This window comes from Prochlorococcus marinus str. MIT 9302 (assembly GCF_000759975.1).
GTDB classification, from domain to species: domain Bacteria; phylum Cyanobacteriota; class Cyanobacteriia; order PCC-6307; family Cyanobiaceae; genus Prochlorococcus_A; species Prochlorococcus_A marinus_M.
This window is the reverse complement of record NZ_JNAM01000011.1, coordinates 1-24,075: the sequence shown is the minus strand read 5'-3', so window position 1 is coordinate 24,075 and position 24,075 is coordinate 1. Positions and strand designations below refer to the sequence as shown.

Here is a 24,075-nt window from a genome sequence, read left to right as displayed (position 1 = left end):
GTTAATAAAAGGTGTAAATGATTAATTCATCTTTTTAAATTTGAGTCTTTAGATTTTTTGAAAATTATATATTTTTAGGTAATTAATACCTTGTATTCTCGAAATTTTTAAAGCAAGATTTAGAAATATTAGATTACTCAATAATGATTAAAAATTTCGAAGAGAGCTCTCAAGAATTTAGAGATTATGATTCCGAATTGTTACTTAAGATTCTAAATAAGACATCCATAGAAACAATAAATAGTGAGGGTAAAGAACTATTTGTAGATGAAAATTGGAAAATTAATTCAAAAAAAAATATGAATAATAAAATTAACTCCGATAATTCTAATTTGAAAAGAATATTATCAGAAATTTTTCCAGAAAAAAAAATATTGATTCATGATAATAATGATGGTTCTCAGACTATTTTGTTATCCTAGTTAACCCAATATTAAAATATTATCTTTCAAATTGATTGATTATTTATTGTTTACAAAATAACTAGTAAAAATTAATCTCGCGTAAATTTTTTCAAGGTGTTATTCATCATGAACGTTTATCTAAGTTTATATCTATGGACTCATTACATTGTAATAGGTAATGGGATTCTCATTAACTGAAGAAGACAATGCATAATCTCTTACTAATAAAAGAAAAATTCAACAGAGCCAATAGGCTTTATTAAGCCCGACTTTTGGAAAGTAAAATGTAGAAGTTACCCCATATAGACGATCATTCTTCGAAGAAAGAATAAGGCAAACACAAAAAAGAATGAAAGTGAAAGAGTCAAAACATTAAATTCTTATTTTTAACTGATCAAAAAAAAAAGTTTCAAACCCCTTTTTTTAATTACAAATAATGTAATTTTTAATTAATTTATTTTTCCGTTTCTGGATTATTAAAAGAACATAATTTTGATGCTTTTACTATTGCGTTCAAGTACATAAATGGCAAATTTAATATAGGAATCAAGAGGTAAATAAAGATGTTCAAAAAGAAATATAAACAATTTAATGACATACCTAACAAATCAAAGTTAGATCAAGTTTTATGGTTCATAGAAAATTATTTGCCACAGAAGAAAGACCGAGGTATTCAAAAAAAATTGTATATGGATAATCTAGAAGCAGAGACTATTAAGCAATTCTCTAAATTAGCCTCTCTGCGTTCTAAATCATTATTACCAACAACAAAAAACACGACAATCTCTTTTACTTTTGGTAATTGGGCCTTGCCTTATCTAAAATTGCTTAAGAAAATAGGAATAGCAAAGTAAAAAAATTGTGATGGAATAAGACAAGATTTATCCTGAAAATAGACTTAAATAAAGACGATAAAGTCTCACTAAGTTCTTTTTGAAATTTAAGGAATAATACTTACTTTACATAATATATACAATTGCTAAGTTAAGAATAAGAGATCTATTCATTATGTTTCTAAATTATCTTCCTAGTGAGATGGTTGAGGTTGTTGGTTTAACAATGATTTTTTCATTTTTAGTTGGAACTATATTAATTTTGTTATTTACATCAGATCAGGCAAATACAAAGAATCTATATTTAAAGAAGGCTAAATAAATTTTAAATAATTTATTCATATAAAAAGGACTATTTTTAAAATAAAATTAATTCTCGAGAATATCACTTAGTTTTTATTATTGATATATAAATTAAATTTAAAAATTATGGGGGAAGCTAAAAGAATGTTTTTAGCTAGTCGAATGTTTGGTGAAAATAAGATCTCATTCGAATTCTTTATTTAGGTCTATAACTTCCCTTAAATATATATCTTTTAGCTCGTAATTCTAGCCATTTTATTTCATCAATTTCTCTAATTCCATAGCTCTTTCCCTTTCATTAAGCAGCTTTGGATATGTTGTTTTTCATATCTTCAATTTTGTTGATTAATTCATCCAACCATTCTGTATTATTTTTGGATCTTTTCTGAAAATATGAGATTTTTGGTTGATTGATTTCTAATGTCTCATAATCTCCACTCATAAATCCCCCTTAAATTTATATTCTGCCTAATTTATCTAGATAAATTATCCTCATCAATAGGCGCTAATACTTATTTGCAATTTACTATTGGTAATAAGTTCCCTAATTATGAAAGATGGCTTTGAACTATCTTCAAAAGGTTCAAATACTTTAATCCTCGATTTGTTTTTATTTATTAAAGTAAATTTTTCATAAAAAAGGGCGTTAGATTCGCCCAAATAAAAAAAGCTGGAAATTCCCATCACCCAACCTTTTTTCAGGTCCTAGCACTACATATGGTGCTTCTTATTAATGAAAATTACCTATTGGTGGGGTTGTTTGTTCTTATTTAATTTGTCATTATAGGAGTCCCCATCACCTAGACTCTTAAGAGTCTTTTTTTTTTGTTATTTTCGCTATTTAGGCTTATTAATATTTTAATTAGTGTTTAAAGATTTTTTATTTAATTTTTAAATTAAATAATTAATATTAAAAAAAAATTAGAATTTTATTTATGCAATCATACATAGTACACTGGCAATTTCCAGATCAAGAAAGTCATATGCAAGGGGCAGAAGCTTTCGCGGGCTTTGTAGAAGGAGGATGCGAAGGTGATCAATTTGATGGGTTTAAAGTTGTTAATCGAGTAGTAAATCCTGAAGGGGCTAATGGTTGGGCAATAGTTGAATCTTCAAACCATCAGAACATTTGGAAATGGAGTAATATCTGGGTAGATAATTTTGGAGTGGAAATTGAAGTCACTCCAGTTTTAACAGATCAAGAATTTCTCTCCGTCCATAAAGAAATCGCAGCAGCATCAAATTAGTAATTAATCTTTTTTGATTGATAGTGGATCTAATATTGAGGGATAAAACCCTCTTTTTTTAATGGGAAAATTCTCTTCTCAAGAAATTGAAAGCCAATACAATTTGATAAAAATGCTTTTAGCTGAACCTGAAAAGTATTAAGAAGCCATTGATGCAATTAAGAAAGATATTGCTTATGTGCCCAAAGAGCTTAGAAATAAAATTAAGGGCGAAAATATTACCTTATGAATAAGAAGCTAAATCCATAAGCAATTTTCGTTGATTTATAATTATCTTGCTATAAATGTATTGAGGCCAAACCTCATGAGTATGCTCTACGTTTACTCCAAGACATAGATTGACTTTATATAGTACAAGTCGGTTTAATAACCCTTTCAGTAGTTGGAATTTCTGGAGGGGTTTCTTGTTAGCCTAGTATAGAAAAAAAATGATGTGCTGAAATTTAAGTTTTGAAAAATAAAAATAAGGTGATCAATTAATAAAACTGAATCAGTAAATTAATCTTTACTAAATTATGAGCAAAATTTTGGTTTTCAAATCAATAAATGTTTGCTTAATTAAAATTCTATCTAGCATAAATACATCTTTAGATTAAATTGTATCTCTCTTATATTCATCCTCAAAATCTTTATAAGATTAAATTTCTGATTGAACGCTTCTCTTATAAATTCCCTTGGTAAAATTAATTTCTTTTCTTTCTTTATTTAGGATTGAAAATGGTGATTTTTAAAAATTCATAACTAGCTATATATTCAAAAATTAACCAAGAGAATCTAGATCTCTCCTATGGTGGACTGTATTTGAGTCTTTCTGTTCTCTCATTAAATCTGCAATAGTTGGATAATCTTTTGCATTTTCAAGGTCTCTTTTGTTTTTATCTTGAATTGCGAATGGTGATCTTTTAAAATTCATGATTAATTACCTCAAAATTTTTGTGGGGTTCTCATTACAGAACCTGGATGGGCATGCACGTAAGAATTAAATTCTCTCGCAACCATCAAGCAACCGTATGCATCCCGTGCATAGAGGCCAAATCGATTAATATTGTTAGATGAAACTTTGTAACTCAAAACATATTTCTTGCAAGATTTCATCGGTGTTGACAACATTTAACTTGTGTGTGATTCTTCTTAGTTATAACTAGCCACCCTAAGCAACCGGCTTACAAAGATGTACGGTTTGAAGTACAAATATATACGGATAGAGGACCAGCAATTAGATTTTAAAATTAATATTATATTTAGGTTAAAATAGGATGAATAGAAATTTTATTTATAATAATATCCCAGTAGTTTTGAAAACTTCTTCCTTAGAATAGGAGCTTTTCAAGGAGAGTAACCTTTATTAATAATCGCAATAGCTTTAAAAACTTTTCAACTATTTAGCGAAATTAGTGTAATTGAGATTATAAATATATCTTTCTCCGTCATCATCACCATCGTCATCATCATGGAAAGAAGAGATTAATACATAAACTCCGCCAAGTCCAAGTAACATTGATAAATAGAGGATAGGATCTGTCATCTTTTTTATTGTGAAGCATTTAAATTAAATTTGAGGAAGGTTTGCAATATCTACAAGTTCTTTTAATCATTTAATAAAAGAATTTTTTTGAGAAATATTAATTATTTTTTATTTGATAACATTGACATTCGATATAAAATAAGAAAAATTGACTCGTTTTTTTAAGTGAGCTATAAAAAGATTTATTAAAATCAATGTGTGGAAGATTTGAGCTGAAAACAAAGTTTAAAAAGTTACCAAAGGTTTTAAAACAAGACTATCCAAGTGGACTTCATTCTAAATACGAGACTCAAAATTTAATAAGACCCACTGATCCTGTTCTTGTAATTAAAAATGAAGGCAGAATTAAAACTACTTTTATGACATGGGGTTTTATTTCACCTTGGGCTAAAGACCCTTTTGATAAAAAAAAACCAAGACCATTTAATGCAAGATCAGAAACCGTAGAAGAAAAAAAATTATTTAGTGGAAGTTGGAAACACAAAAGATGCTTAATACCAGCAAGTGGTTTTTTTGAAAAAAAATATCGTATACGAAAAGAGAATTATGAAACTTTTTGGTTAGGAGGAATCTGGAGCAAGTGGACTTCACCTGATGGCGCTGAACTCGAAAGTTGCTGCGTTTTAACAACTGAACCAAATCAACTAATTAAACCTTTACATCACCGAATGCCTGTAATTATCCCTAATGGATATGAGGAACAATGGACAGAGCAAGTTAAAGATACTAATGAATTAAAAGGTTTACTTCCAATAATGTTTAATTGGTCAACTGATGGTTGGATAGTAGAAGATATAAATAAAAAAGAAACAGATCAAATGAGTTTGTTTTAAATAAACGCTTACTAATGCCAGCAATAGTATTGATAGGAATATTTATGGCTTTAGATTATTTTGACTAATTTGGAATTACTGTTGAATTAAATTCAATTACTAAAATTCTAAAAAGTGGAGCTAAAATTTTAATATTGGAAGTATATTAATTATTCTTTATGAAAAATAAAAGTTAATAATTTCTAAACTTTTTGATTTAAAGATTTATTGATTTAGGATTTGCAAAATTTCAATGAATAATATGAAGCTTTACACCAAAAATTTAACCAACATGCAATGCCAAGAAATTTAAATCCTTCCTCAATTAATTGAGTTAAATCATAACTTTGATTGAATATCTGTTGAATTACCCCATCAAAAAAAATAGATAAACCAAGGAACAAAATTGAAATTACCAAGTTAAAAAGTCCAATTCTTTTTAATATCTTTCGAAATCTAACGAATAAAAAAATAGAAATTGATAGGTATGTTAAATTCAGAAAATCCGGCCCTAAATAACGATCATGAAGTAGAAAGAAATCATCAATACAAAGTAAGCCTGAGAATACCCCTCCAAGTAAAAGTAATTTAGATGAATCACTATTAATTTCCTGCGAGAATGTTGTAAATAAACAAATAGATGCAGCTGCTCCCCATAACAAAATCCCAATATTTGAAATCATCCCAACTCCAATTGGATATCCACAGGTTTGAGCAAGGTCTCGAACTACGAGACTAAGTTTGATATTGTAAATATTAGATATATATAACGTTACTATATATAAAATTGCAGAGGGCAATATAGAAATATAAAACAATTTAATTGGGAATTTAATCATATTATTTTTGTTTAATAATCACTATCTTAATTTCTGAATGAATCTATCGACTAATCTTTGATAATTTCTCATCTTAAATTATTAATATTTAAAATAAAGTTTCTTTTCAGAAAATCCACTTTTCTTAAAAAAACTTATAAAAAAATGAATTTTCCTAAGAGACAAAAAATTACCTCATTGATTATTGTTTTCCGTTTTAGTTTCTTAAATAGTGACATAATTAAAAATTGTAGATTTTAATGAAATAAATGATTTTGTGAATTATGGAATTATTTTGGATTTTTAGCTTAAATTCCTGACAAAATTGTCCGTCATTTGTCCATAAGTTGTCCTCATATTTAAAATATAAAAAGGTAACTTTGACAAAATGGCTACCAGAATAAATAAATATTTAAGTGAAGTAGGTTTCTGTTCTAGAAGAAGAGCAGATAGACTTATTGAACAAGGAAAAGTAACCATTAATGGAAAAATTCCTGAAATAGGTACAAAGGTAGAGGATGATGATCAAGTAGAAATTGAAGGTAAAAGAATAGAAAAATCAAAGAAACAAAAAAACATATATTTAGCCTTTAACAAACCTGTCGGAATAGTTTGCACCACTGATATAGGAGTAGAACCCGATAATATAATAGATTTCATTAAATATCCTAAAAGAATCTTTCCTATTGGAAGATTGGATAAGTCCAGTGAAGGATTGATTTTTTTAACTAACGATGGGGATATTGTAAACAAAATACTCAGAGCAAGAAATAATCATGAAAAAGAATACATCGTAAGCGTTAATCGTCAAATTAATAGAGAATTTATTCAAACCATGAGTAGTGGAGTCGAAATATTAGAAACTACAACTAAAAATTGTTTCGTCAAACAATTGGGGCCAAAAAAATTTAAAATTATACTTACTCAAGGACTTAACCGTCAGATTAGGAGAATGTGTGAGTGCTTAGGATACAGAGTACAATCACTGAAGCGGGTAAGAATTATGAATATTAAGTTAGACGTTCCGACAGGAAAATATCGCGAATTTACTAAAAAAGAACTCTCAGAATTAAATAAATCACTCGAAAACTCTTCAAAAACATTTAATTAATCAAAAATTCACTTTTATTTGTCGTGATAAGATTATTTTCCACATAATTTGTAAAAAAATAACAAATTCAATAAATACAGGCCTGGAAACTTTCTATAAATTGGAATTTTAGACACGAGGCGACAGCATTCTAACCTGAGACCTAGTGCACCCAAAGCACTCGACCTATTAAATAAGAAAACTCATATATTTTCTTACTAAAAATAGGTTATGGCTAAACGAGTGAAGCGAGTTAGAGTCTTAATAGAGTTCAAATTACATACCTATATATACAAGATATATAGTCTCAGCCCCCCCTTTTGCGACTTAGTGCCTCTTACTTAAGGAGGACTATCAAATAATGTTTCTCAATCTAGTCTATAAACTTAAATTTAGGAACAAAAATGATGAAATCTTTGATCATCAACGTCCGCCATTAAATCATATTCTTTTAATTTCTTTGTAATTCTTTTGTATTCAATATCATTTAATACATTAGCTAAATATTTTTCTAAAAAATTTATATTGACTTTTAGGTTCATTTATATCCTTTATTTATTAATAGCAATCTATTCTCTTTTTGACTTTTTGGTGATTGACAGTCGATATAAACTTAGTTGAATAAAAACCTATTTTTACTTATGTTGAGAAAAAAAGAAAAACAAACTTTAACAAGACTCTTCCTTTTAGGTGTTGGCGCACCAATTGGGCTTGATCGCTTCTACGAAGGCGATTTGACAGGGGGATTCTTAGCTATTTTGGGATTCCTTCTCGCGTTGATAACAATTGTGGGTTTGTTGATATGGATCATACCTTTTATTTCAAAAACTTTTCGTTTGCTAAGAGAATTTGAAGATGCAGAAGATTAAATGAAAGTTCTTGAAAATATAGCAGCGGATTTAGAACAAAGAATTTCTAATGCTTCAGTTGGTAATTCTTCTAGACCAACTATTGTGTTTTGTGGCTGCGATCCTCGACTTAAAAAAGATATGCATAAACGTGCAAAACGCATTGGCTTTACGCCCTCTTACTCAATGAAACATCCCACTATTAAAGTTGAATTGAAGAATTTTTGTGATAGAAGAATAGAAACAGATATTTTTAAGACAATAACTATGGACTACGAGAACTTTGAATTTATTTGCAGGTATTTAGAGAGTTAAGCCTTTTTCTAAATCTCTATTGTTGTTCATATCTTATTGTTAACTAATCTCAGCTAAAAATAAGAATAAGCAATATTGACCTGCTAAAGAATTTTTGAAAAAGAATCACACCTGCAATAGTCAAATAATTTCTGATAATTAAGTTGCTTTGATCTATCCAATATAGAAAATGCAAAGAATGTCAATCACTTATTAATCCTGTGTATATGATACTAAACAAACAAACTAATGAAATGACTAAACAAAAAACATACTAATTTAATAAGTAAGGAGCAATAAGCGATTGGAAGAAAAGAAGCCGTTGGATTAATCCATAAAGAAGATAAAAAATAAATTTGATCAATACGAAATGATGTAATCTAATTTAAATACCTAGATAAATAAATGGATAAAAAAGGAGCTAAAGGTTATTGGATATCAACGGCAAAAATAATTGATCAAGACTTATTTGATGAATATGTAAATAAAGTTGGTCCATGGCTGAAAGAGGTTGGAGGTCAAGTATTTGCAAAAGATACAGAGCCTCAAGGGAAGGAGAGGACTGAGGATGCCAATTTAGCAGTTATTTGTGAATTTCCATCAATGAGAGCAGCTGTTGAAGCTTATGAATCTGAGGAATATAAAGAGCTTTCAAAGCTAAGAAAAGAAGCAACTGAAAATTCCACATTTACAGTTATGGAAGGTTTAGATGAGGCTGCAAAGCTTAGAAGAGCAATGGGCATGTAAAAAATCTAAGTTTTCTACTAGTTGATATAGCCAATAAAGAGTTAGAGTAAGAACAATGGAAGCATTTGATTGGAGATAACTTCACTAGTCCAAAGCAACTATTTATACCTTCACAAAAAAAATTAAAGAAATGACTATTTTTATTGGAAATTTATCTTGGGAAACTGAGGTTGAAGATCTTGAACAACTTTTTAGTAATTATGGAGTAGTAAAGAAATGTTATTTACCTCTTGATAGAGAAACAGGAAGAAAAAGAGGTTTTGCTTTTATAGATTTAAATGATCATAATTCAGAAAAAAAAGCTATTGATGATCTTCAAGATGTTGAATGGATGGGAAGAGAGATAAGGGTTAATGTGGCTGAGAAAAGAAATGGACCTAATAATAAAAAACACAATAATTTCAATAGAAACAATTAGTACTTATTACTTGGCGATTTTGCACCGCTTTATTAAATACGATTGCTATTCGATCTAAAATTTTAGGCAATTAGCTCTTCTTTTAGGCCTGTTTTTTTAGATACTGTTTTAAAACTTGCATTATAAATCGTCTTGAATTCTCTTAAATTCGATAAAAGTATCTTTATTTTTCTTCATCTCTCAATATTTGAATGTATATATTTGTGACTAGATGCTAGTTATGGCAAGCTATTTAGTATTTCTGCTTATTGATATCTATAGATTCTAAACAATATAATCAAAAATAAACTTTAAATATGGGATTTCCACATTGCCCTATATGTGTCGCTTTAGCATTTCTAACCGCTTGTATAACTGTTACTAGAGGTTATTTTTTCTACTTTCTTTACAAGGAGGCTGAAAAGAAAAGAGCGTTTCAATTCGTTCCCGTTGGAAATTGGTCTCTCTAAAAGTATATCTTTACAACTTCTATGATTAATTTTCCTTTACTTGTAGAAGGTTTATTACTTCCTTTTTTAGGCTTAGGAGTATTTGTTGTTTATAAGAGATCAAAAAGAAAGAAACGAAATTTAAATTCACCATCTACACCAACCACATATCAATTTCCTGGTTAATGGCTTAATAAAAGGATTATAAAAATTAAATTTATGCTTAAATATCTCAATTCTTTTAACTCATAAATGGCTTATTCAGAAACTAGAATAGTGATTGGCGGTCTAGCTCATATTCCGGTTCTTATTTTTATAACCAATTTTATTAAAGGTAGGTTTGGAGTTAAAAGAAAAGAAGTAAAAGATACTGTAGTTAAAGAAGAGCCAGTTAAAATTATTGAGTTAAAAGATACTGTAGTTAAAGAAGAGCCAGTTAAAATTCTTGAGGTAAAAGATACGGTAGTTAAAGAAAAAAAAGCTGAAGCTATAATGGAAATCTCAAATAAGTTGGATAATATTGAACAAAAGGCGGATGATATTTATGAAAAGGTAAAAAAGAAAAAGAAAGTTAAGAAGAAGAAAAAGAAAGATATGAAAAGGGATTAACTGGATTACGTTCTCAGGTATGGAAGAAAACAAGTATCTTAAGGAGCTTTCCTGATGTACCATCTACAGTAAAAGTTAAAGGTTTATTCCAATTTAGAGGAGAACTTTTCAATCCTTCAGAATATGCAAGACCAAGTTATTCTCAAAGACAGGCGGGTGGTTATCTTAGGGCTGCTGATAGCAAAAGCGATAATCTTAGCTTTTGTTCTTTCGAGATAATTAATGGTTTATGAATTACCTTTTTAACCTATTTAGCCTTTTTATTATTTATGATACTTTAAGTTAAAATTTCTAATAAAATGAGTAAATTTAAAGATAATTTTTCAAGCAAAAGCTTTTACCCAGATAGTAATTATTATCTTGAACAGGAGAATACTCCTAAAGAGACTCCAGTTTCAGAAGATCAAATATCCAATATTGGGAAAAATTTTGAATGGCCAAATAGCTATTGGTTTATTGCAGAAAGAACAAATGGAAGGCTTGCAATGATTGGCTTCATGGCGGTCATTATTAACTACACCTTATTTGGATGGATAGCATATCCACTCCTTTAAATGAGTAATTCTAATTTTGATAAAAATGGTGTAGATAAGTCTGGAACTCATTGGCTTCAATATGCTGCGTTTGTTTTAACTGCATTTGCAATCTATTTTGGTTGGGCATTTTTCAATGATGCTAATTTTCATTACTTTGCTGTAAAAATATTTAAGTTTTGGAATTGCAATGGATATAACCCTCTAAGTTATTGCGTTATGCGCTGGAAAGTGGGCTTTTATCCTTAAAAATAACTTCTAAAAATACTGGTTTTCATCCAATCTTCTTCTAGTAGCTGTTTATATTCTTTTCTTGCATTTTTAATATTCTCTACTCTGCTACATTCCATATCTGGTTTACTTTATCTCTCATAAACGCAACCATAAGAAATCATGATTGCAACAATAGATGGGGAAGGCTTGGAGACATCTTCGAATAGTTCAAAGACTTTTATTCTTGATCTGTCTTTATTTATTAATGTAAATTTCTCTATTTTTACAATAAAAAAAATTATAGAAAAATTATTTATTTTTTCGAATTAGAACTAGGGGCAATTATTACAAACTTGGCAGTTTTAAATGAAATTTGGTTCTATAAGTAAAAGGTTATTTTTATGAAAATCTCATTTTTTGCAAAAATAGTTTTATTTTTAACTCTCTATTTTATTTCTAATTTATCAATAAAAAATAAAATTTTGAGAATAGTAATGAATAGAGCTAATAGAGCAAAAAAAATTTAGACTTCCCAATTTATGTCGTAATCGTCATCAATATCTTTTTCCCAAACCCTAGCAAGTTCTCTTAGTAGAGTTTTTACTTCCATATCTGTAGCTCCAGTTTCGTCTTGGGATTTAGATCAAATTGATTTAAGTTCGTCATAAGTCTGCTCTAGAAATATTGTTTTTTGATCTGGATTAGTCATTTAATTTTTATCTACTACTTCTCCTCCATACTCCCTAGCTATTACATCTAAACACCTAAGAATTTCTTTATTTTTTAATAGGTCTGTTTGCTCCAAATAATTAAGAAGAGTTCTTATTTGTTCAATAGTATTTTCTTCTAATTCCTTCATTAGTACTTTATTGCCATCTACAAGTAAGGATAGCAATTATTCTTTGGCCCATTGATGAGGAACTAAACCATAAAGAGCAGCTTTATTTCTATAGGTAAGCTTTGCATTAAGTGACATTACTTTGATATCAATTATTAATTTATCGTTATTTCGTAATTTAAAAATTTAACAGTAATTATTTAAAAAGGTCTTGCAAAATATCTAATAATTTGCTCTTTTGAATTTATTGCGGCTTGAAGTATATGATTTTTGTCGGAATTTCTTGAGCGTTTTACATCTTTCCACTTTGAGCTACCACCATAAATTGTATTAGGAAAGAGTAAAAATTTGTAATCTTGATAGTCATCTTTTTCTAACCAATAATATGGATAGGGCTTATTTGCTCCATATTGACGGCTGTTTTGGATAATTCTAAGTTTTTTTTTGTAATAATTTAATGCCAGATATGACAGAGATTATTGAGGAAATACCAAGAAATATTGAATAAAAGGGCTGTAAATTAAAAAATCCAAAATTACCTGTATGCCATTTGATTAACCAAAAAGCATCTACTCCCAATGGCTGAAGAATACTATAAGCAGTTCCAGATATAAGAGTAATTAGTAAAGGGATTGCAGAAAGTGCAGCTACTTTTCTATGTATTTTTCTTTTGTTAATTTTCGTTTTTTGCATTTATTTTCTTAGGTATCTATGTAATTCTTTTTCGTTCTCACAAGGAAGCCATTTATCTTGATTTTTATGTATTCCTTCGCAACCAAGTTCTAATGATTTTTTTTCAGCTTCTTTTTCGGTAGAAAATGTACCCTTCACATGTGCATTAGAAGAAAGATTGAAATTTAGAAATAAGAAAAAGAAAAAAGTGAGAGTTTTTATTTTCTTAAAAACAAAAGTCATAATTCAATTGATCAATATTTTTTTAGGGTGAAATTTGGTCGAATATTTTTGTATTGCCATTATTACTATATGAAACTACTTTATAAGTTTCATAATTATGAGAATGTGATTCATGAGAATGTGTTTCCATTCCAGGAGATCCATGCGGCATACCAGGAACGGCTATACCAGAGATACTTGGTTTCTCTTTAAAAAGTTTGTTAATTGATTCAATCGGAACATGGCCTTCAATCGTGTAGTTGCCTATTTTTGCAGAGTGGCAGGATCTTAAATTATTGGGAACATTATATTGTTGTTTAATTTCTGAGATATTTTCAACAATGTTATCAACAACTTCAAATCCATTATCTCGTAAATGATTTACCCATTTCTTACAACAACTGCATGATTCTGATCTATAAGAAAGGACTTTAGGGATATTTATATTTTCTTGATTTTTAGCAGCGCTTTCTTGAGCATTAAATGTATTTACGAAGAGAATACCAGAAAATAAAAGAGAGTTAAGCAAACTCCTTTTAATAATAAATTTATTAGATTCCATTTTTTTCAGAAATTATGATTTTAAAAATAAATTAATTCATTTTTTATAAATTTGCTATCGAAGTAGAATTAAACAACTCATGATTGCCATTAAAAGATTTTCAATAAAACTAATAATTCCTAAAGGGGTTTTTGCATATCCACCTACGCATGCACAATTTAATTTTAATTTATCTAAGTAAACTGCCTTGAATACTGATGCCATTCCAATAATGCCTAGAATAAAAGCAATTAAAATGACCGAAGAGGGTGGTGCAGAAAGTAAAAAACTAATACCAATTAATAATTCGCAAAAAGGATAAATATAAATCCACTGGTTAAACCGAGAAGAAATTAAATCATATTTTTTAAAACTTATACCAAAAGCTTCAATATCCATAATCTTCAGCATCGCTAAAAGACATATTGATATACCCATAAAAACTTGGAAGTTTTTAATCAAGGTAATAGTTATAATTAATGATGTACCAAAAACTACAATCAATGGTTTAAGAGACTTTAATTGCATTTTTTTAACTTTTAAGAATAGAGTCACAAATACTAGAGGGATTTGCTTGCTTAACTATTTTTAGTCTTTTGATTAGTGTTTCTCGGTCTACTTGATGTTTTAAATATTTAATACAAAGATTTTTCTCTTGATAGACCTCTGCTATTGGGGAGAGCTTTAAAGCTATAGCAAATGTGCCAATTACTAAAAGTATGTTTATGGTTAATCGAATGTTTGGGCGAAAATTAGATCTCATTATTATTTTTAAACTTTATCTAAAGCTCTATTTAATATAAATCTTCTAGTTAGATATTGTAGTTTTTTCGTTTGAAGATCACTTCTATATACATAATCTACAAGGAAAAAGTAAATTAATAGTCTCAAAACTACTGGATTGACGGCAATTTGACGGCTCTTGCTGCCGTCAGATTTTTCAACAAAAAAGAGAGTCTCCCAAACTCTCTAGTATGACTTGGATTATAAGAGTCGGGGCGACAGGATTCGAACCTGCGACCTAGTGCTCCCAAAGCACTAGATATAAAAAAAGAGCTCTAGGTCTTTATTTATCGCAATCTTTTTGCTTAATGTGAATATTATATTTAGCATTAGATTAGATAGATTTGACCGCAATTTGACCGCAAGATTAGTCAGAAAATATTTAAATAGAAATCAAGAGGGATTCACTCTTGTTGAATTAATAGTTGTTGTTGTAATTATTGGAATATTGTCTGCAATTGCAATCCCTAGTTTCCAAAATGCATCTGATAAAGCGAAACAAAAAGAGCCAACAGTTCTCATCGCTGGTTATTTAAAAGCAGCTCAGGCTTATTACATTGAATACGGAATTTTACCAGTATATACAAGTCATTTAGGACAGTACGTTAGTGTTGTATCTTGCAGAAGAAATTACCCTGCTTATTGCAAAAATAATCTTCCTAGGGACTACACAACTATAAATTCAATGAGTTGGACTACACCTGATGGGTATTTTGATATTTACATGAGAATAAGGAGTAATAAACTTACCTTCAGAGCAATGCCAGTACCGGTATATCAGAATAATGGATATGGAGTTTCTGGTTGTTATAACCCTCAAACAGGAGCTACAAAGGTTGTTGAACAAACAAGAAGAATGGGAAGATCTATCCCATATGTTGATTGTTGATTTGACCGCAATTTGACCGCAAACAGCTGCGGTCATTATTAAGCAATATCTGACTTCTATTTCTATGACTGATTGGGGCGACAGGATTCGAACCTGCGACCTAGTGCTCCCAAAGCAACTGGTCAAATTAAGCTATATTTTAACTTTTTAGTCATAACAACAGTAGTAGCAATATACTAGTGTTTTATATTGTTCGTAAATGTTCACTAGAGGTTGACTTTTTCCCACGTTTTTCCCAGTTAAAAGTTTCTAATGTTAAATCAAGGCTAAAATAGTTGAAAATTCATACCTAAAATTAAGTAAATATATGTATGAAGAAGCCTTCAAAAATATAGATGACGTTTTTTGGAAAGATGCTGGTTGCAGCAGTGAACTTGATTATATAGAGCAAACTAGTTGGATTCTATTTCTCAAATATCTAGATGATTATGAAGAGGAGAAAGAAACAGCAGCAATTTTAAATGGAGAAACTTACGAAAGAATTATTGACAAAGAATTTAGATGGAATGAGTGGGCTTATCCAAAGACTTATGATGGGAAACTTAATTACGATATTGCATTAACTGGGGATGACTTACTTGAGTTTGTTAATAAAGAGCTTTTCCCACATCTTGCTGGATTTAAACAAAGCGCAGAGAATCCAAATAGTATCGATTACAAAATTGGCGAAATATTTTCTGAGTTAAGAAATAAATTACAAAGCGGTTATTCCCTTAGAGATGTAATCAATAAAGTAAATGATCTGAAATTCCTTAGCAATAAGGAAAAGCTTGAGTTGAGCAGTTTGTATGAAGATAAGATCAAAAACATGGGGAATGCAGGGCGAAATGGTGGTGAGTATTACACGCCTCGACCTCTTATCAAAAGCATAGTAAAAGTTATCAATCCTCAAATTGGTGAGACTGTTTATGACGGTGCCGCTGGAAGTGCAGGGTTTCTATGTGAAGCGTTTGATTGGATGAGTAAAAGTAAAGAATTAAATGCAGCCGAATTTCAACAACTACAAAACAGCACTTTCTATGGAAAAGAGAAGAAAAGTCTTGCTTATGTAATTGGAATTATGAATATGATTCTTCATGGAGTTGAAGCTCCAAATATTATTCATACAAATACACTTGCTGAGAATCTTGCAGATGTTCAGCAAAAAGATAGGGTAGATGTAATACTTGCTAATCCTCCTTTCGGGGGAAAGGAACGTTCAGAAATACAGCAGAATTTTCCGATTAAAACCTCTGAAACAGCTTATTTATTTTTGCAGCACTTTATAAAAATGATGAAGTCTGGAGGAAGGTGTGGGGTCGTAATAAAAAATACTTTTCTAAGTAATGTTGATAATGCAAGCATTGCACTACGTAAGCAACTACTTGAAGACTGTAATCTTTTTGCTGTTCTCGATTTACCTCAAGGATCTTTTATCGGGACAGGAGTAAAAACAGTTGTCCTATTTTTTGAGAAAGGTAAATCTACAGAACAAATTTGGTATTACCAACTTGATGTTGGGAGAAGTATGGGCAAAACTAATCCGATGAATGAAAATGATTTAAAGGATTTTTTTGAAACTTATAAGACAAAACAATCAAGCAAAAATAGTTGGTTATTAGATATTGGATCAGTCAATAAAGATACTTGGGACCTGACAGCAAAGAATCCAAACACTATTGAAAAGATAGATAATCGAACACCTCGAGAAATTATTGATGAGATTGAACAGTTAGATTTACAATCAGCTGAATGTTTAGAGAGAATTAAAGGTGTACTGCAGTAATGAGTTTAGTTAAACTATCAGATGTCGCTAATGTTATTGCAGGTCAATCTCCTAAAAGTGAAAACTACAATAAGGAAAAAGAAGGTTTACCTTTCTACCAAGGCAAGAAGGATTTTGGAGAGAAGTTTTTAAAACCACCTTCAATTTGGACAAGAGAAGTTACTAAGATTGCTAAAGCTGGTGATTTACTTTTTTCTGTAAGAGCTCCAGTTGGTGCAATAAATTTAGCAACTGAAGAAGTTTGCATTGGGCGTGGCTTAGCTGCTATTAGGGTAAAAAGTAATATTGATAAAAATTATCTCTTTTATGTCTTATCTAGCATTTCTAAAAATCTTGACGTTACTTCAGGCGCAATATTTAATTCTATAAGTAAAAAGCAAATTGAAAGTATTACATTCTTATTGCCCCCATTAGCAGAACAAGTGTGCATTATAGAGATGCTTGATTTTACTTTTGATGAGATTCATAAATTAAAAAACATATCAAGAAAGGCTGTATTGATTTATTCTCAATTATTAAATCAAATTATTATTCAATTTCTTAGAAACAAAAACTTTAATTGGAAAAATAAATATCTTGATGAGATTTCTACCAATCTAGACTCAAACAGAAAACCAATAACTAAATCAAAAAGAATAAATGGATTAACCCCATATTATGGAGCCAGTGGGATTGTTGATTATGTTCAAGGGTATATATTTGACGATGATTTACTTTTGATTTCTGAGGACGGTGCGAACTTAATATCAAGGAGTTATCCTATTGCATTTTCAATTAGTGGAAGATCTTGGGTTAATAATCACGCACATGTTTTGAAGTTTAATTCAGAAGATATACAATCATGGGTTGAGATCTATTTGAATTTTAAAAATATTGATGATTTTATTTCTGGGATGGCTCAACCAAAGCTAAACAAAGCAAAATTGAATCAAATACCCATTCCGATTCCAGAAGAGAGCAAATTGAAAGAGATACTTGAAACCATAGTAAATGCTAAGGAACTAATAAAGAAGGTAGATATTAATTTAATTAAGAAGTCAGAATTGTTCGATAATCTTAAAAGTTCAATCTTAAAGAAAACACTTAATATTAACTTATGAACGAAGCAGATACTCGAGCTGAACTTATTGATCCCCAGTTATCAAAAGCCGGTTGGGAAACAGATATCTCTTTGGGTATACGTGTTCGTCGTGAATATCCAATTAATGATGGAGAAATAAGAGCAGGTGGTATTCGAACAGGTAAATTAAAAGCTGATTATGTACTTGAATACAAAAATATCAAACTTGCTGTGGTAGAAGCAAAAAGTGATGAGCTAGATGTTGGAGAAGGAGTCGCTCAAGCAAAGATTTATGCACAAAAATTAAGACTCAAGAATAGCTTCGCAACTAATGGAAAAGAAATTTATGGAATAAATCATGATTCAAAGACTGAAGGAATAATTAATTCTTTCCCTTCACCTGAAGAACTTTGGAAACGAACCTTTAAAGAAACTAATGAATGGAGTGATCGATTCAATGCAATACCTTTTGAAGATTTTAACGGCGCAATGCAAGCTCGCTATTATCAAGAGCTTGCTGTTAATCGTGTAGTTCATTCGATTGCAAATAATAAAGATCGCGTTTTACTAACCCTCGCTACTGGAACTGGAAAAACATTTATTGCTTTTCAGATTGCATGGAAATTATTTAAAAGTAGATGGACTGTACAAAGGAATGCCAAGAGACAACCTCGTATACTTTTTCTGGCTGATAGAAACATTCTTGCTAATCAAGCATTCTTAGATTTTGGGGCTTTTGAAGAAGATGCATTAGTACGGATAAATCCAAAAGATATTGCAAAGAATAAAGAGGTCCCAAAAAACGGAAGTATTTTCTTCACTATCTTTCAGACCTTCATGAGTGGAGAAAAAGATGAACCTTATTTTGGTCAATATGAAAAAGATTTCTTTGATTTAGTAATTATTGATGAGTGTCATCGTGGCGGTGCTAATGATGAAAGTAGTTGGAGAGATATTTTAAATCATTTTTCGAGTGCAGTTCATTTAGGTCTTACTGCTACTCCAAAGAGAAATAATAATGCAGATACTTATAAATATTTTGGTGATCCTGTATTTGTTTATAGTCTTAAAGAAGGTATTAAAGATGGATTTTTAACTCCCTTCAAAGTTAAAAGAATACAAACCACTATCGATGAATATCAATATACAAATGATGATGAAATTCTTGAAGGAGAAGTAGAGGAGGATCGCATATATGAAGAGCAAGATTTTAATCGTTCAATCGTAATTGAAGAACGAGAAAGAAAGCGAGTACAAGAATTACTTTCTGTGATAAATCACGACGAAAAAACACTAGTTTTCTGTGCGACTCAACTGCATGCTGGATTGATTAGAAATCTTATAAATCAGGAATCTAAAAATAAGCCAGTTGAGTACTGTGTTCGTGTTACGGCTAAAGATTCAGCTATTGGAGAAACATATTTAAAACAATTTCAAGATAATGAAAAATTAATTCCTACTATTCTCACAACTAGTAGAAAACTCAGTACTGGAGTAAATGCAAGAAATGTAAGGAATGTAGTTTTGCTTCGTCCAGTAAATAATATGATTGAGTTTAAACAAATAATTGGAAGAGGAACAAGGTTATTTGAAGGAAAATATTATTTCACAATCATCGACTTTGTTAATGCATATAAGTTGTTTAATGATCCAGAATGGGATGGTGATCCAATAGAACCAGAAAGTCCTATCAAGCCAATTATTGAAGGAGGAAATAACATTGGAGAAAATGGAAGTAATAACGGCGGAAATAATGAGGGAGGCGATGATGGAGAGACTCCAAAAAAAATTCGCATAAAGTTGAGTGATGGTAAATTTAGAGAAATTCAAAGCATGAAAAGCACCTACTTTTATCTAGATGGAAAACCTGTTAGTCCAGAAGAATTTCTTAAACGTTTATTTGAAAAATTAAAACTTCCAGACCTATTCAAAAGTGAATTTGAATTACGTACTTTATGGGCAAATCCACTCACTAGAAAAGAGTTGTTGGAAAAGCTTGAAAAGGAAGGTTGTCATATTGATGATTTAAAGAAACTACAAGAACTAATTAATGCAAAAAATAGTGATATTTTTGATGTTCTCGAATACATTGCTTATTCCAAAAAACCAGTCCCTAGAAGATTAAGGGTAGAAACTAATAAATCTAAGATAGTGAATTTTTTGAATCAGAATGAAAAAGACTTCATTGAATATGTTTTACGAAATTATATTGATATTGGTGAAGATGAAATCGATGTCAGTAATTTAAGTACAGTAATAAGGGCAAAATATGGAAGTATAAGCGCCGCTCAGGAAAAGCTAGGAACTGCTCAAAATATTCAAAAAACTTTCATTGATTTCCAGAAATATCTTTATCAAGAAATTAGGGTATAAATAATTTTGACTTATAACAAATAAGAACAAACACTTTCCCAATCTGGGAATTTGTCTGATCCAAAATGAATATGTTCTCCTTTAAATAAATTTACACCATTTGCTAAACGATCATCTATTAAATAATCTCCATAATTAAGGTTTTTATAATGGCTCAAAATTAATCTTTTATATGCAACATCTCCTAAATACTTTTTAACCCATTTGTTTTAATCACTCCATCCGCTTGAGTTTTTCTATGGAGCAGTTGAAAGGATATATGTATCAAATTTTTGTGAAAGTCTTTTATATGAATTAATTGCTCCTTTAAGAGGATTCATCAAAGAAAATATTCCTGGAACTTCATCTAATCTATCTTCATATTCAGACTGTAATTCAAGAGAGATTCTTGATATACCAGAAGGAAAGTCAACAAGAACATTATCCATGTCTACATATAAGATTCTTTTCATTAAATTAACTATTTAAATATCTATTTTTCAGTTTATATTTTTTTGTCTTTTAAAGATTATATGAATACCTAATTGATTACCATGGCTCGAAAAAATCCTCTTTCAAATTCAGAAAAAGAACCTTGTGATAAGAAAGTTTTGTTCACTTAAGTCCGTTCTGAGCCATTTCTTTTCCCACATTTTTCCCACGAGCAATATTAGCAATCTTTGTAATCCCAATCGGGGCGACAGGATTCGAACCTGCGACCTAGTGATCCCAAAAGCATACTCACGATTGAGAAGAAAATGCTTTACATTTTGTAACAGTTAATGTAATTTTTCTTAACATCTGGACTTAACTCCTCAAGTTGGTCTTTCTATCGGCGATTTATCTAGTTATGAAGAACTTAATCAAAAAGTGCTCTAGGCCTGTTATTGCAGTGACAATGGCCTCCAGTAGACAGGGTTCTTCAGTTGTAAGGCATTTGTCCCAAAGTGGTGCTTATCAGATTCGAGCAATTACTCGCTCTCCTAATAGTAAGCGGGCAAAGGTTTTGGCTAACTTGCCAAATGTAGAAATTGTTCGAGGGGATCTCCTTGAACCAGAAAGCTTAAAAAGAGTTTTTTCAGGGGTTTATGGAATATTTGGTAATACGACACCCACAAAAGGATGGGTATTGGGCCGTGGAAGTATGGTTCGTGAATATGAAATAGAGCAAGGGAGAAACTTAGTAGACGTTGTAAAGCAACTTGCTGACTTAGGTACATTAAAGCACTTTGTTTTTAGTTCGGTTTGCAAACCCAAGGATCCTCTAAAGAATGAGCCAGCACCAGGACATTTCACAAGCAAGTGGAATATTGAGGAATACATCCTGATTAATGGTTTGAAAAAGATTTCAACAATTCTTCGACCTGTTAGCTACTTCGAGAACTTCGATAGTGATCTTCCCGGTGTGAAGATTTCTGAATCAATTTTCCCGGGAATTGTCGATAAAGACAAAGTTTGGCAAACCATTGCAGTTGATGATGTTGGACTATGGACAAGGGCTGTTTTTGAACATCCCAAAAGGTTTTGGGGAGAATCAATGAATGTTGCTGGAGAAGAGATGACAGGGCAGGAAATGGCAGCTCTATGGCAAAAAATAAACTCTAAGGAATCTCCTTCAGTCCGCTATTCAATGGTCCCACGTAAACTTATGAATTTCATTGAGCACGATATTGCACTAATGGCTAGTTGGATAGAGAGAGCAGGTTATGGAGCAGACTTGAAAGCACTAAAAGTCCTTGCGAATGAGCTAGATATAACTATGACCCCTCTATCTTTCTGGCTCAAGGGAAAGGCATCAGTCAATGCAGAAAAAAGATTGCCTAACATTGATTTACAAAGAAGATATTTAATTAGAGAATAATTACTCTATATATTTGATTAGATAACAATTACTCTAAATATATAAGGAGTAATCTTTTGTGGAATTTTTAGAGGAGCTTTGGCTTAATCATCATGACCCATACCATGCAGCTCTTGGTATAGGTGGAGTAATAGTATTGTTGGTAATTTATAATCGATTACTCAATAAATATCAGTAATAACGGGCGAGCTAACCTCCAAAGCTATCCAAAGGTATATAAATCCTCGCCCGTAGAGATTTTAAGACAAATGAGAAATAAAAAAAAGCGAGTTGTGAGACTCGCTAGTATGAATTTGATTTGATTGAGTCGGGGCGACAGGATTCGAACCTGCGAACTAGTGCTACCAAAGCACCATGTATTGACTTTGCAACAAGAGCTAAAACAAACAAGTGAGGCTTTAGCTTCTTAGTCAAGAAAGCTTTATTTAAGATTAGTCTCAAGGTTGAGTTGTCTTACTGCAAAGATGAGTATAGATATGCAATTAATCGCTAAGTACAGACTGGGTTCCAAATAAGTGTTTTTTAGAAGCAAATAGAAATGGCTGAATGTGGTTTTCATAGCTCTCTTGCTTGATTAATAAAATAATCTTTCTAAAAAAGAGAATAGATTGAATAGAAGTAATCTATCTATTCAATTACTTCAAAGGAGACACTGAACGGACCAGAATCAAATTCAATCTCATTATTAGCCTGATCTAGAATTACTGATGCACCATTATTAGTAACAACAAAAGTAGCCTTCAAACCTGTAGTAGCTGCAGTTATATTTACTGTACTATTCATATTCATAACACCTAATAATTTTTCAACCCCTGAGCATGTTGTGACACCTGCACTTGAATCATCAGTAATAACTGTGCCCGCAGAATTAAGTAAATAAGCATAGATTTTTCCTCCAATCACATTAGCATCTGTAGTAGCCTCACAGGATGAACCTGGATCAAAAGAGTCAAGCGGAGCCGTACTTGCAGCCCAAGTACTTGGTGGAGTGCCATCAGTTGATGTTGCTGATTCTTGAAAAGTTGAAGTTGTATAGTAAGTCGTTCTTGTGCCCCCTACAGGTCCTATTGGTCCATATTTAGCTTTTATTCTAAATTCATTATCAATAACAATCACAGCGTAGTCATAAGAACCGACTGCAGGTTTGGTAGCATAAGTATCAGAAAGATTAAATGTTGCTCCCGCTCCAAAGGACGCTGCTTCTCCACTTGTGTTCTCGTAAGTCCAAGTACAATTGCTGTAATTAGGAGCAGATCCAGATGCCGGATTTCCAGGATCAGAAGTGCAAAACCCCATTTTGTAAACAGTTACACCGTACGAATCAGGTGTACCCTCACAAAAGCCTCCATCTCCAGGTTCATTGTCTTCAGTAACTTGAAAGAAGCTGGTAGCATCACCACCGGTAGCAAGACTAGTAAGAGTTGTAGTTGATGGATCTGGGCAAGCTGCTGCAGACACTTTCTCGGAAGGAAAAAGTACTGTAGAGCCAAAAACAGTTAGCCCAGTAATTAGTGTATTTGAGAGTAATTTTGAGAATTTCATTTGTAAAATTGTTTTAGAAAATAATTATTTGAGTTCGTTTTTAGGATCCACCAACCCTATTACTAAATCCACCTGTGTTACGTTCAAGAAGTACATCATATTTACGTTTTACTGGTTGAGTCATTTGAGTAATCATGTTTTTCTTGTAGTTGGCTTTTTCAAACTTGACTGGATTACCTGTGATATTCATCCTTAGACCAAAGAAAGTTTCATCTGTTCCTGGTAGGTCATTATTAGCTGTTGTTGATGCTGCTGAGATTTCATTCGATACATAAGCTTCTAAACCAACGTGCGGAGTAGCTTGCCAACTCACTGCTCCTTCTAATCCAGAATTGTCTTGTGTATATTTGTAATCCCAGTTAAATCCTCTAACAAAAAAGGCAAGTTCTGGATTATTAGGGAGTCTGTAACCTACTTCTACATCCCAT

33 protein-coding genes are annotated in these 24,075 nt (G+C 31.0%); 19 read left to right on the top strand and 14 right to left on the bottom strand.

Annotated features, from left to right (window positions below):
- Positions 1 to 143 precede the first annotated feature (143 nt).
- The 3 genes from EU96_RS02635 to EU96_RS10365 all read left to right on the top strand — a co-directional run bounded on the left by EU96_RS02635 (position 144) and on the right by EU96_RS10365 (position 1,559).
- On the top strand, positions 144 to 422 hold the full coding sequence (locus EU96_RS02635; RefSeq protein ID WP_032527055.1) for a hypothetical protein: 279 nt from the start codon (positions 144 to 146) through the stop codon (positions 420 to 422).
- A 545-nt stretch (positions 423 to 967) separates the two neighbouring features.
- Entirely contained in the window at positions 968 to 1,258 is a 291-nt protein-coding gene (locus EU96_RS02640) for a hypothetical protein (protein ID WP_032527054.1), read from the top strand.
- A 154-nt stretch (positions 1,259 to 1,412) separates the two neighbouring features.
- Positions 1,413 to 1,559: a hypothetical protein gene (locus tag EU96_RS10365; RefSeq protein WP_187146050.1), complete on the top strand. Its 147-nt coding sequence runs from the start codon at positions 1,413 to 1,415 to the stop codon at positions 1,557 to 1,559.
- A 279-nt stretch (positions 1,560 to 1,838) separates the two neighbouring features.
- Here EU96_RS10365 and EU96_RS10360 read toward each other — a convergent pair whose 3' ends face one another.
- On the bottom strand, positions 1,839 to 1,982 hold the full coding sequence (locus EU96_RS10360) for a hypothetical protein (RefSeq protein ID WP_193741347.1): 144 nt from the start codon (positions 1,980 to 1,982) through the stop codon (positions 1,839 to 1,841).
- Positions 1,983 to 2,475: 493 nt separating this feature from the next.
- Between EU96_RS10360 and EU96_RS02650 the strand changes: the two genes are divergently transcribed.
- Positions 2,476 to 2,787, top strand: a complete 312-nt coding sequence (locus tag EU96_RS02650) for a DUF3303 domain-containing protein (RefSeq protein ID WP_032527052.1) — start codon at positions 2,476 to 2,478, stop codon at positions 2,785 to 2,787.
- Between the two features lie 760 nt (positions 2,788 to 3,547).
- On the opposite strand, the gene EU96_RS10355 is transcribed toward EU96_RS02650, so the two are convergent.
- Together EU96_RS10355 and EU96_RS10350 are read right to left on the bottom strand one after the other, a co-directional pair.
- On the bottom strand, positions 3,548 to 3,700 hold the full coding sequence (locus tag EU96_RS10355; RefSeq protein WP_193741346.1) for a hypothetical protein: 153 nt from the start codon (positions 3,698 to 3,700) through the stop codon (positions 3,548 to 3,550).
- Positions 3,701 to 4,165: 465 nt separating this feature from the next.
- Positions 4,166 to 4,312, bottom strand: a complete 147-nt coding sequence (locus EU96_RS10350) for a hypothetical protein (RefSeq protein WP_193741345.1) — start codon at positions 4,310 to 4,312, stop codon at positions 4,166 to 4,168.
- A gap of 194 nt (positions 4,313 to 4,506) precedes the next feature.
- Between EU96_RS10350 and EU96_RS02655 the strand changes: the two genes are divergently transcribed.
- Positions 4,507 to 5,145: an SOS response-associated peptidase gene (locus tag EU96_RS02655; protein WP_032527051.1), complete on the top strand. Its 639-nt coding sequence runs from the start codon at positions 4,507 to 4,509 to the stop codon at positions 5,143 to 5,145.
- Between the two features lie 212 nt (positions 5,146 to 5,357).
- On the opposite strand, the gene EU96_RS02660 is transcribed toward EU96_RS02655, so the two are convergent.
- A complete protein-coding gene (locus tag EU96_RS02660; RefSeq protein WP_032527050.1) occupies positions 5,358 to 5,963 on the bottom strand; it encodes a hypothetical protein in 606 nt (201 codons plus the stop codon).
- Between the two features lie 367 nt (positions 5,964 to 6,330).
- Between EU96_RS02660 and rluF the strand changes: the two genes are divergently transcribed.
- Positions 6,331 to 7,053, top strand: a complete 723-nt coding sequence (rluF, locus tag EU96_RS02665) for a 23S rRNA pseudouridine(2604) synthase RluF (RefSeq protein ID WP_032527049.1) — start codon at positions 6,331 to 6,333, stop codon at positions 7,051 to 7,053.
- Between the two features lie 371 nt (positions 7,054 to 7,424).
- On the opposite strand, the gene EU96_RS10345 is transcribed toward rluF, so the two are convergent.
- Entirely contained in the window at positions 7,425 to 7,574 is a 150-nt protein-coding gene (locus EU96_RS10345) for a hypothetical protein (RefSeq protein ID WP_193741344.1), read from the bottom strand.
- 99 nt (positions 7,575 to 7,673) lie between these two features.
- Between EU96_RS10345 and EU96_RS02670 the strand changes: the two genes are divergently transcribed.
- The 8 genes from EU96_RS02670 (at position 7,674) to EU96_RS02700 (ending at position 11,158) form a co-directional block, all read left to right on the top strand.
- Entirely contained in the window at positions 7,674 to 7,901 is a 228-nt protein-coding gene (locus EU96_RS02670; protein ID WP_032527048.1) for a hypothetical protein, read from the top strand.
- Positions 7,902 to 8,195, top strand: coding sequence for a hypothetical protein (locus EU96_RS02675; RefSeq protein ID WP_032527047.1), 294 nt, complete (start codon positions 7,902 to 7,904; stop codon positions 8,193 to 8,195). It begins immediately after the preceding gene.
- Positions 8,196 to 8,579: 384 nt separating this feature from the next.
- Entirely contained in the window at positions 8,580 to 8,921 is a 342-nt protein-coding gene (locus EU96_RS02680) for a DUF1330 domain-containing protein (RefSeq protein WP_032527046.1), read from the top strand.
- A 130-nt stretch (positions 8,922 to 9,051) separates the two neighbouring features.
- Entirely contained in the window at positions 9,052 to 9,339 is a 288-nt protein-coding gene (locus tag EU96_RS02685; protein ID WP_032527045.1) for an RNA recognition motif domain-containing protein, read from the top strand.
- A 470-nt stretch (positions 9,340 to 9,809) separates the two neighbouring features.
- The gene (locus tag EU96_RS10340; protein ID WP_193741343.1) at positions 9,810 to 9,953 is read left to right on the top strand and encodes a hypothetical protein; all 144 of its coding nucleotides are present in this window, start codon (positions 9,810 to 9,812) and stop codon (positions 9,951 to 9,953) included.
- A 66-nt stretch (positions 9,954 to 10,019) separates the two neighbouring features.
- A complete protein-coding gene (locus EU96_RS02690) occupies positions 10,020 to 10,376 on the top strand; it encodes a hypothetical protein (protein WP_032527044.1) in 357 nt (118 codons plus the stop codon).
- Positions 10,377 to 10,675: 299 nt separating this feature from the next.
- The gene (locus EU96_RS10335; RefSeq protein WP_032527043.1) at positions 10,676 to 10,930 is read left to right on the top strand and encodes a high light inducible protein; all 255 of its coding nucleotides are present in this window, start codon (positions 10,676 to 10,678) and stop codon (positions 10,928 to 10,930) included.
- Positions 10,931 to 11,158: a hypothetical protein gene (locus EU96_RS02700; RefSeq protein ID WP_032527042.1), complete on the top strand. Its 228-nt coding sequence runs from the start codon at positions 10,931 to 10,933 to the stop codon at positions 11,156 to 11,158.
- Positions 11,159 to 11,831: 673 nt separating this feature from the next.
- Here EU96_RS02700 and EU96_RS02705 read toward each other — a convergent pair.
- The 5 genes from EU96_RS02705 to EU96_RS02720 form a co-directional block, all read right to left on the bottom strand.
- Positions 11,832 to 12,017 carry a hypothetical protein gene (locus tag EU96_RS02705; RefSeq protein WP_032527041.1) on the bottom strand — a complete coding sequence of 62 codons (186 nt, stop codon included), beginning with the start codon at positions 12,015 to 12,017 and terminating at the stop codon, positions 11,832 to 11,834.
- A 375-nt stretch (positions 12,018 to 12,392) separates the two neighbouring features.
- Positions 12,393 to 12,653 carry a hypothetical protein gene (locus EU96_RS02710; RefSeq protein WP_032527040.1) on the bottom strand — a complete coding sequence of 87 codons (261 nt, stop codon included), beginning with the start codon at positions 12,651 to 12,653 and terminating at the stop codon, positions 12,393 to 12,395.
- Positions 12,654 to 12,875, bottom strand: a complete 222-nt coding sequence (locus EU96_RS10570) for a DUF3721 domain-containing protein (protein ID WP_241434578.1) — start codon at positions 12,873 to 12,875, stop codon at positions 12,654 to 12,656.
- A 22-nt stretch (positions 12,876 to 12,897) separates the two neighbouring features.
- Positions 12,898 to 13,416 carry a DUF411 domain-containing protein gene (locus EU96_RS02715; RefSeq protein ID WP_032527039.1) on the bottom strand — a complete coding sequence of 173 codons (519 nt, stop codon included), beginning with the start codon at positions 13,414 to 13,416 and terminating at the stop codon, positions 12,898 to 12,900.
- 54 nt (positions 13,417 to 13,470) lie between these two features.
- Entirely contained in the window at positions 13,471 to 13,923 is a 453-nt protein-coding gene (locus tag EU96_RS02720; RefSeq protein ID WP_032527420.1) for a MauE/DoxX family redox-associated membrane protein, read from the bottom strand.
- A 610-nt stretch (positions 13,924 to 14,533) separates the two neighbouring features.
- Between EU96_RS02720 and EU96_RS10650 the strand changes: the two genes are divergently transcribed.
- The 4 genes from EU96_RS10650 (at position 14,534) to hsdR (ending at position 20,265) form a co-directional block, all read left to right on the top strand.
- Complete coding sequence (locus EU96_RS10650) at positions 14,534 to 15,067, top strand: prepilin-type N-terminal cleavage/methylation domain-containing protein (RefSeq protein ID WP_052044269.1); 534 nt, start codon at positions 14,534 to 14,536, stop codon at positions 15,065 to 15,067.
- 307 nt (positions 15,068 to 15,374) lie between these two features.
- Positions 15,375 to 16,832: a type I restriction-modification system subunit M gene (locus EU96_RS02730; protein WP_032527037.1), complete on the top strand. Its 1,458-nt coding sequence runs from the start codon at positions 15,375 to 15,377 to the stop codon at positions 16,830 to 16,832.
- Entirely contained in the window at positions 16,832 to 17,932 is a 1,101-nt protein-coding gene (locus tag EU96_RS10330; protein ID WP_052044268.1) for a restriction endonuclease subunit S, read from the top strand. Before EU96_RS02730 ends, EU96_RS10330 begins: the two co-directional genes overlap by 1 nt.
- Positions 17,929 to 20,265, top strand: a complete 2,337-nt coding sequence (hsdR, locus tag EU96_RS02735) for an EcoAI/FtnUII family type I restriction enzme subunit R (protein ID WP_032527036.1) — start codon at positions 17,929 to 17,931, stop codon at positions 20,263 to 20,265. Before EU96_RS10330 ends, hsdR begins: the two co-directional genes overlap by 4 nt.
- 11 nt (positions 20,266 to 20,276) lie before the next feature.
- Here hsdR and EU96_RS10505 read toward each other — a convergent pair whose 3' ends face one another.
- On the bottom strand, positions 20,277 to 20,423 hold the full coding sequence (locus EU96_RS10505; RefSeq protein ID WP_241434577.1) for a hypothetical protein: 147 nt from the start codon (positions 20,421 to 20,423) through the stop codon (positions 20,277 to 20,279).
- Between the two features lie 78 nt (positions 20,424 to 20,501).
- Positions 20,502 to 20,717: a hypothetical protein gene (locus EU96_RS10500; protein WP_206537467.1), complete on the bottom strand. Its 216-nt coding sequence runs from the start codon at positions 20,715 to 20,717 to the stop codon at positions 20,502 to 20,504.
- 377 nt (positions 20,718 to 21,094) lie between these two features.
- On the opposite strand from EU96_RS10500, the gene EU96_RS02740 reads away from it, so the two are divergent.
- Entirely contained in the window at positions 21,095 to 22,105 is a 1,011-nt protein-coding gene (locus EU96_RS02740) for an NmrA/HSCARG family protein (RefSeq protein WP_032527035.1), read from the top strand.
- 627 nt (positions 22,106 to 22,732) lie between these two features.
- On the opposite strand, the gene EU96_RS02745 is transcribed toward EU96_RS02740, so the two are convergent.
- Positions 22,733 to 23,647, bottom strand: a complete 915-nt coding sequence (locus tag EU96_RS02745; protein WP_032527034.1) for a hypothetical protein — start codon at positions 23,645 to 23,647, stop codon at positions 22,733 to 22,735.
- A 40-nt stretch (positions 23,648 to 23,687) separates the two neighbouring features.
- Positions 23,688 to 24,075: inverse autotransporter beta domain-containing protein (locus EU96_RS0109300; protein ID WP_032527033.1), on the bottom strand; the 388-nt coding region annotated here is incomplete at its 5' end.

What these genes read in the sequence shown, in the direction of transcription:
- EU96_RS02635 (WP_032527055.1), top strand. Translation starts at nt 144, where the DNA reads ATGATTAAAAATTTCGAAGAGAGCTCTCAAGAATTTAGAGATTATGAT.
- EU96_RS02640 (WP_032527054.1), top strand. Translation starts at nt 968, where the DNA reads ATGTTCAAAAAGAAATATAAACAATTTAATGACATACCTAACAAATCA.
- EU96_RS10365 (WP_187146050.1), top strand. Translation starts at nt 1,413, where the DNA reads ATGTTTCTAAATTATCTTCCTAGTGAGATGGTTGAGGTTGTTGGTTTA.
- EU96_RS10360 (WP_193741347.1), bottom strand. Translation starts at nt 1,982, where the DNA reads ATGAGTGGAGATTATGAGACATTAGAAATCAATCAACCAAAAATCTCA.
- EU96_RS02650 (WP_032527052.1), top strand. Translation starts at nt 2,476, where the DNA reads ATGCAATCATACATAGTACACTGGCAATTTCCAGATCAAGAAAGTCAT.
- EU96_RS10355 (WP_193741346.1), bottom strand. Translation starts at nt 3,700, where the DNA reads ATGAATTTTAAAAGATCACCATTCGCAATTCAAGATAAAAACAAAAGA.
- EU96_RS10350 (WP_193741345.1), bottom strand. Translation starts at nt 4,312, where the DNA reads ATGACAGATCCTATCCTCTATTTATCAATGTTACTTGGACTTGGCGGA.
- EU96_RS02655 (WP_032527051.1), top strand. Translation starts at nt 4,507, where the DNA reads ATGTGTGGAAGATTTGAGCTGAAAACAAAGTTTAAAAAGTTACCAAAG.
- EU96_RS02660 (WP_032527050.1), bottom strand. Translation starts at nt 5,963, where the DNA reads ATGATTAAATTCCCAATTAAATTGTTTTATATTTCTATATTGCCCTCT.
- rluF (WP_032527049.1), top strand. Translation starts at nt 6,331, where the DNA reads ATGGCTACCAGAATAAATAAATATTTAAGTGAAGTAGGTTTCTGTTCT.
- EU96_RS10345 (WP_193741344.1), bottom strand. Translation starts at nt 7,574, where the DNA reads ATGAACCTAAAAGTCAATATAAATTTTTTAGAAAAATATTTAGCTAAT.
- EU96_RS02670 (WP_032527048.1), top strand. Translation starts at nt 7,674, where the DNA reads ATGTTGAGAAAAAAAGAAAAACAAACTTTAACAAGACTCTTCCTTTTA.
- EU96_RS02675 (WP_032527047.1), top strand. Translation starts at nt 7,902, where the DNA reads ATGAAAGTTCTTGAAAATATAGCAGCGGATTTAGAACAAAGAATTTCT.
- EU96_RS02680 (WP_032527046.1), top strand. Translation starts at nt 8,580, where the DNA reads ATGGATAAAAAAGGAGCTAAAGGTTATTGGATATCAACGGCAAAAATA.
- EU96_RS02685 (WP_032527045.1), top strand. Translation starts at nt 9,052, where the DNA reads ATGACTATTTTTATTGGAAATTTATCTTGGGAAACTGAGGTTGAAGAT.
- EU96_RS10340 (WP_193741343.1), top strand. Translation starts at nt 9,810, where the DNA reads ATGATTAATTTTCCTTTACTTGTAGAAGGTTTATTACTTCCTTTTTTA.
- EU96_RS02690 (WP_032527044.1), top strand. Translation starts at nt 10,020, where the DNA reads ATGGCTTATTCAGAAACTAGAATAGTGATTGGCGGTCTAGCTCATATT.
- EU96_RS10335 (WP_032527043.1), top strand. Translation starts at nt 10,676, where the DNA reads ATGAGTAAATTTAAAGATAATTTTTCAAGCAAAAGCTTTTACCCAGAT.
- EU96_RS02700 (WP_032527042.1), top strand. Translation starts at nt 10,931, where the DNA reads ATGAGTAATTCTAATTTTGATAAAAATGGTGTAGATAAGTCTGGAACT.
- EU96_RS02710 (WP_032527040.1), bottom strand. Translation starts at nt 12,653, where the DNA reads ATGCAAAAAACGAAAATTAACAAAAGAAAAATACATAGAAAAGTAGCT.
- EU96_RS10570 (WP_241434578.1), bottom strand. Translation starts at nt 12,875, where the DNA reads ATGACTTTTGTTTTTAAGAAAATAAAAACTCTCACTTTTTTCTTTTTC.
- EU96_RS02715 (WP_032527039.1), bottom strand. Translation starts at nt 13,416, where the DNA reads ATGGAATCTAATAAATTTATTATTAAAAGGAGTTTGCTTAACTCTCTT.
- EU96_RS02720 (WP_032527420.1), bottom strand. Translation starts at nt 13,923, where the DNA reads ATGCAATTAAAGTCTCTTAAACCATTGATTGTAGTTTTTGGTACATCA.
- EU96_RS02730 (WP_032527037.1), top strand. Translation starts at nt 15,375, where the DNA reads ATGTATGAAGAAGCCTTCAAAAATATAGATGACGTTTTTTGGAAAGAT.
- EU96_RS10330 (WP_052044268.1), top strand. Translation starts at nt 16,832, where the DNA reads ATGAGTTTAGTTAAACTATCAGATGTCGCTAATGTTATTGCAGGTCAA.
- hsdR (WP_032527036.1), top strand. Translation starts at nt 17,929, where the DNA reads ATGAACGAAGCAGATACTCGAGCTGAACTTATTGATCCCCAGTTATCA.
- EU96_RS10500 (WP_206537467.1), bottom strand. Translation starts at nt 20,717, where the DNA reads ATGAAAAGAATCTTATATGTAGACATGGATAATGTTCTTGTTGACTTT.
- EU96_RS02740 (WP_032527035.1), top strand. Translation starts at nt 21,095, where the DNA reads ATGAAGAACTTAATCAAAAAGTGCTCTAGGCCTGTTATTGCAGTGACA.
- EU96_RS02745 (WP_032527034.1), bottom strand. Translation starts at nt 23,647, where the DNA reads ATGAAATTCTCAAAATTACTCTCAAATACACTAATTACTGGGCTAACT.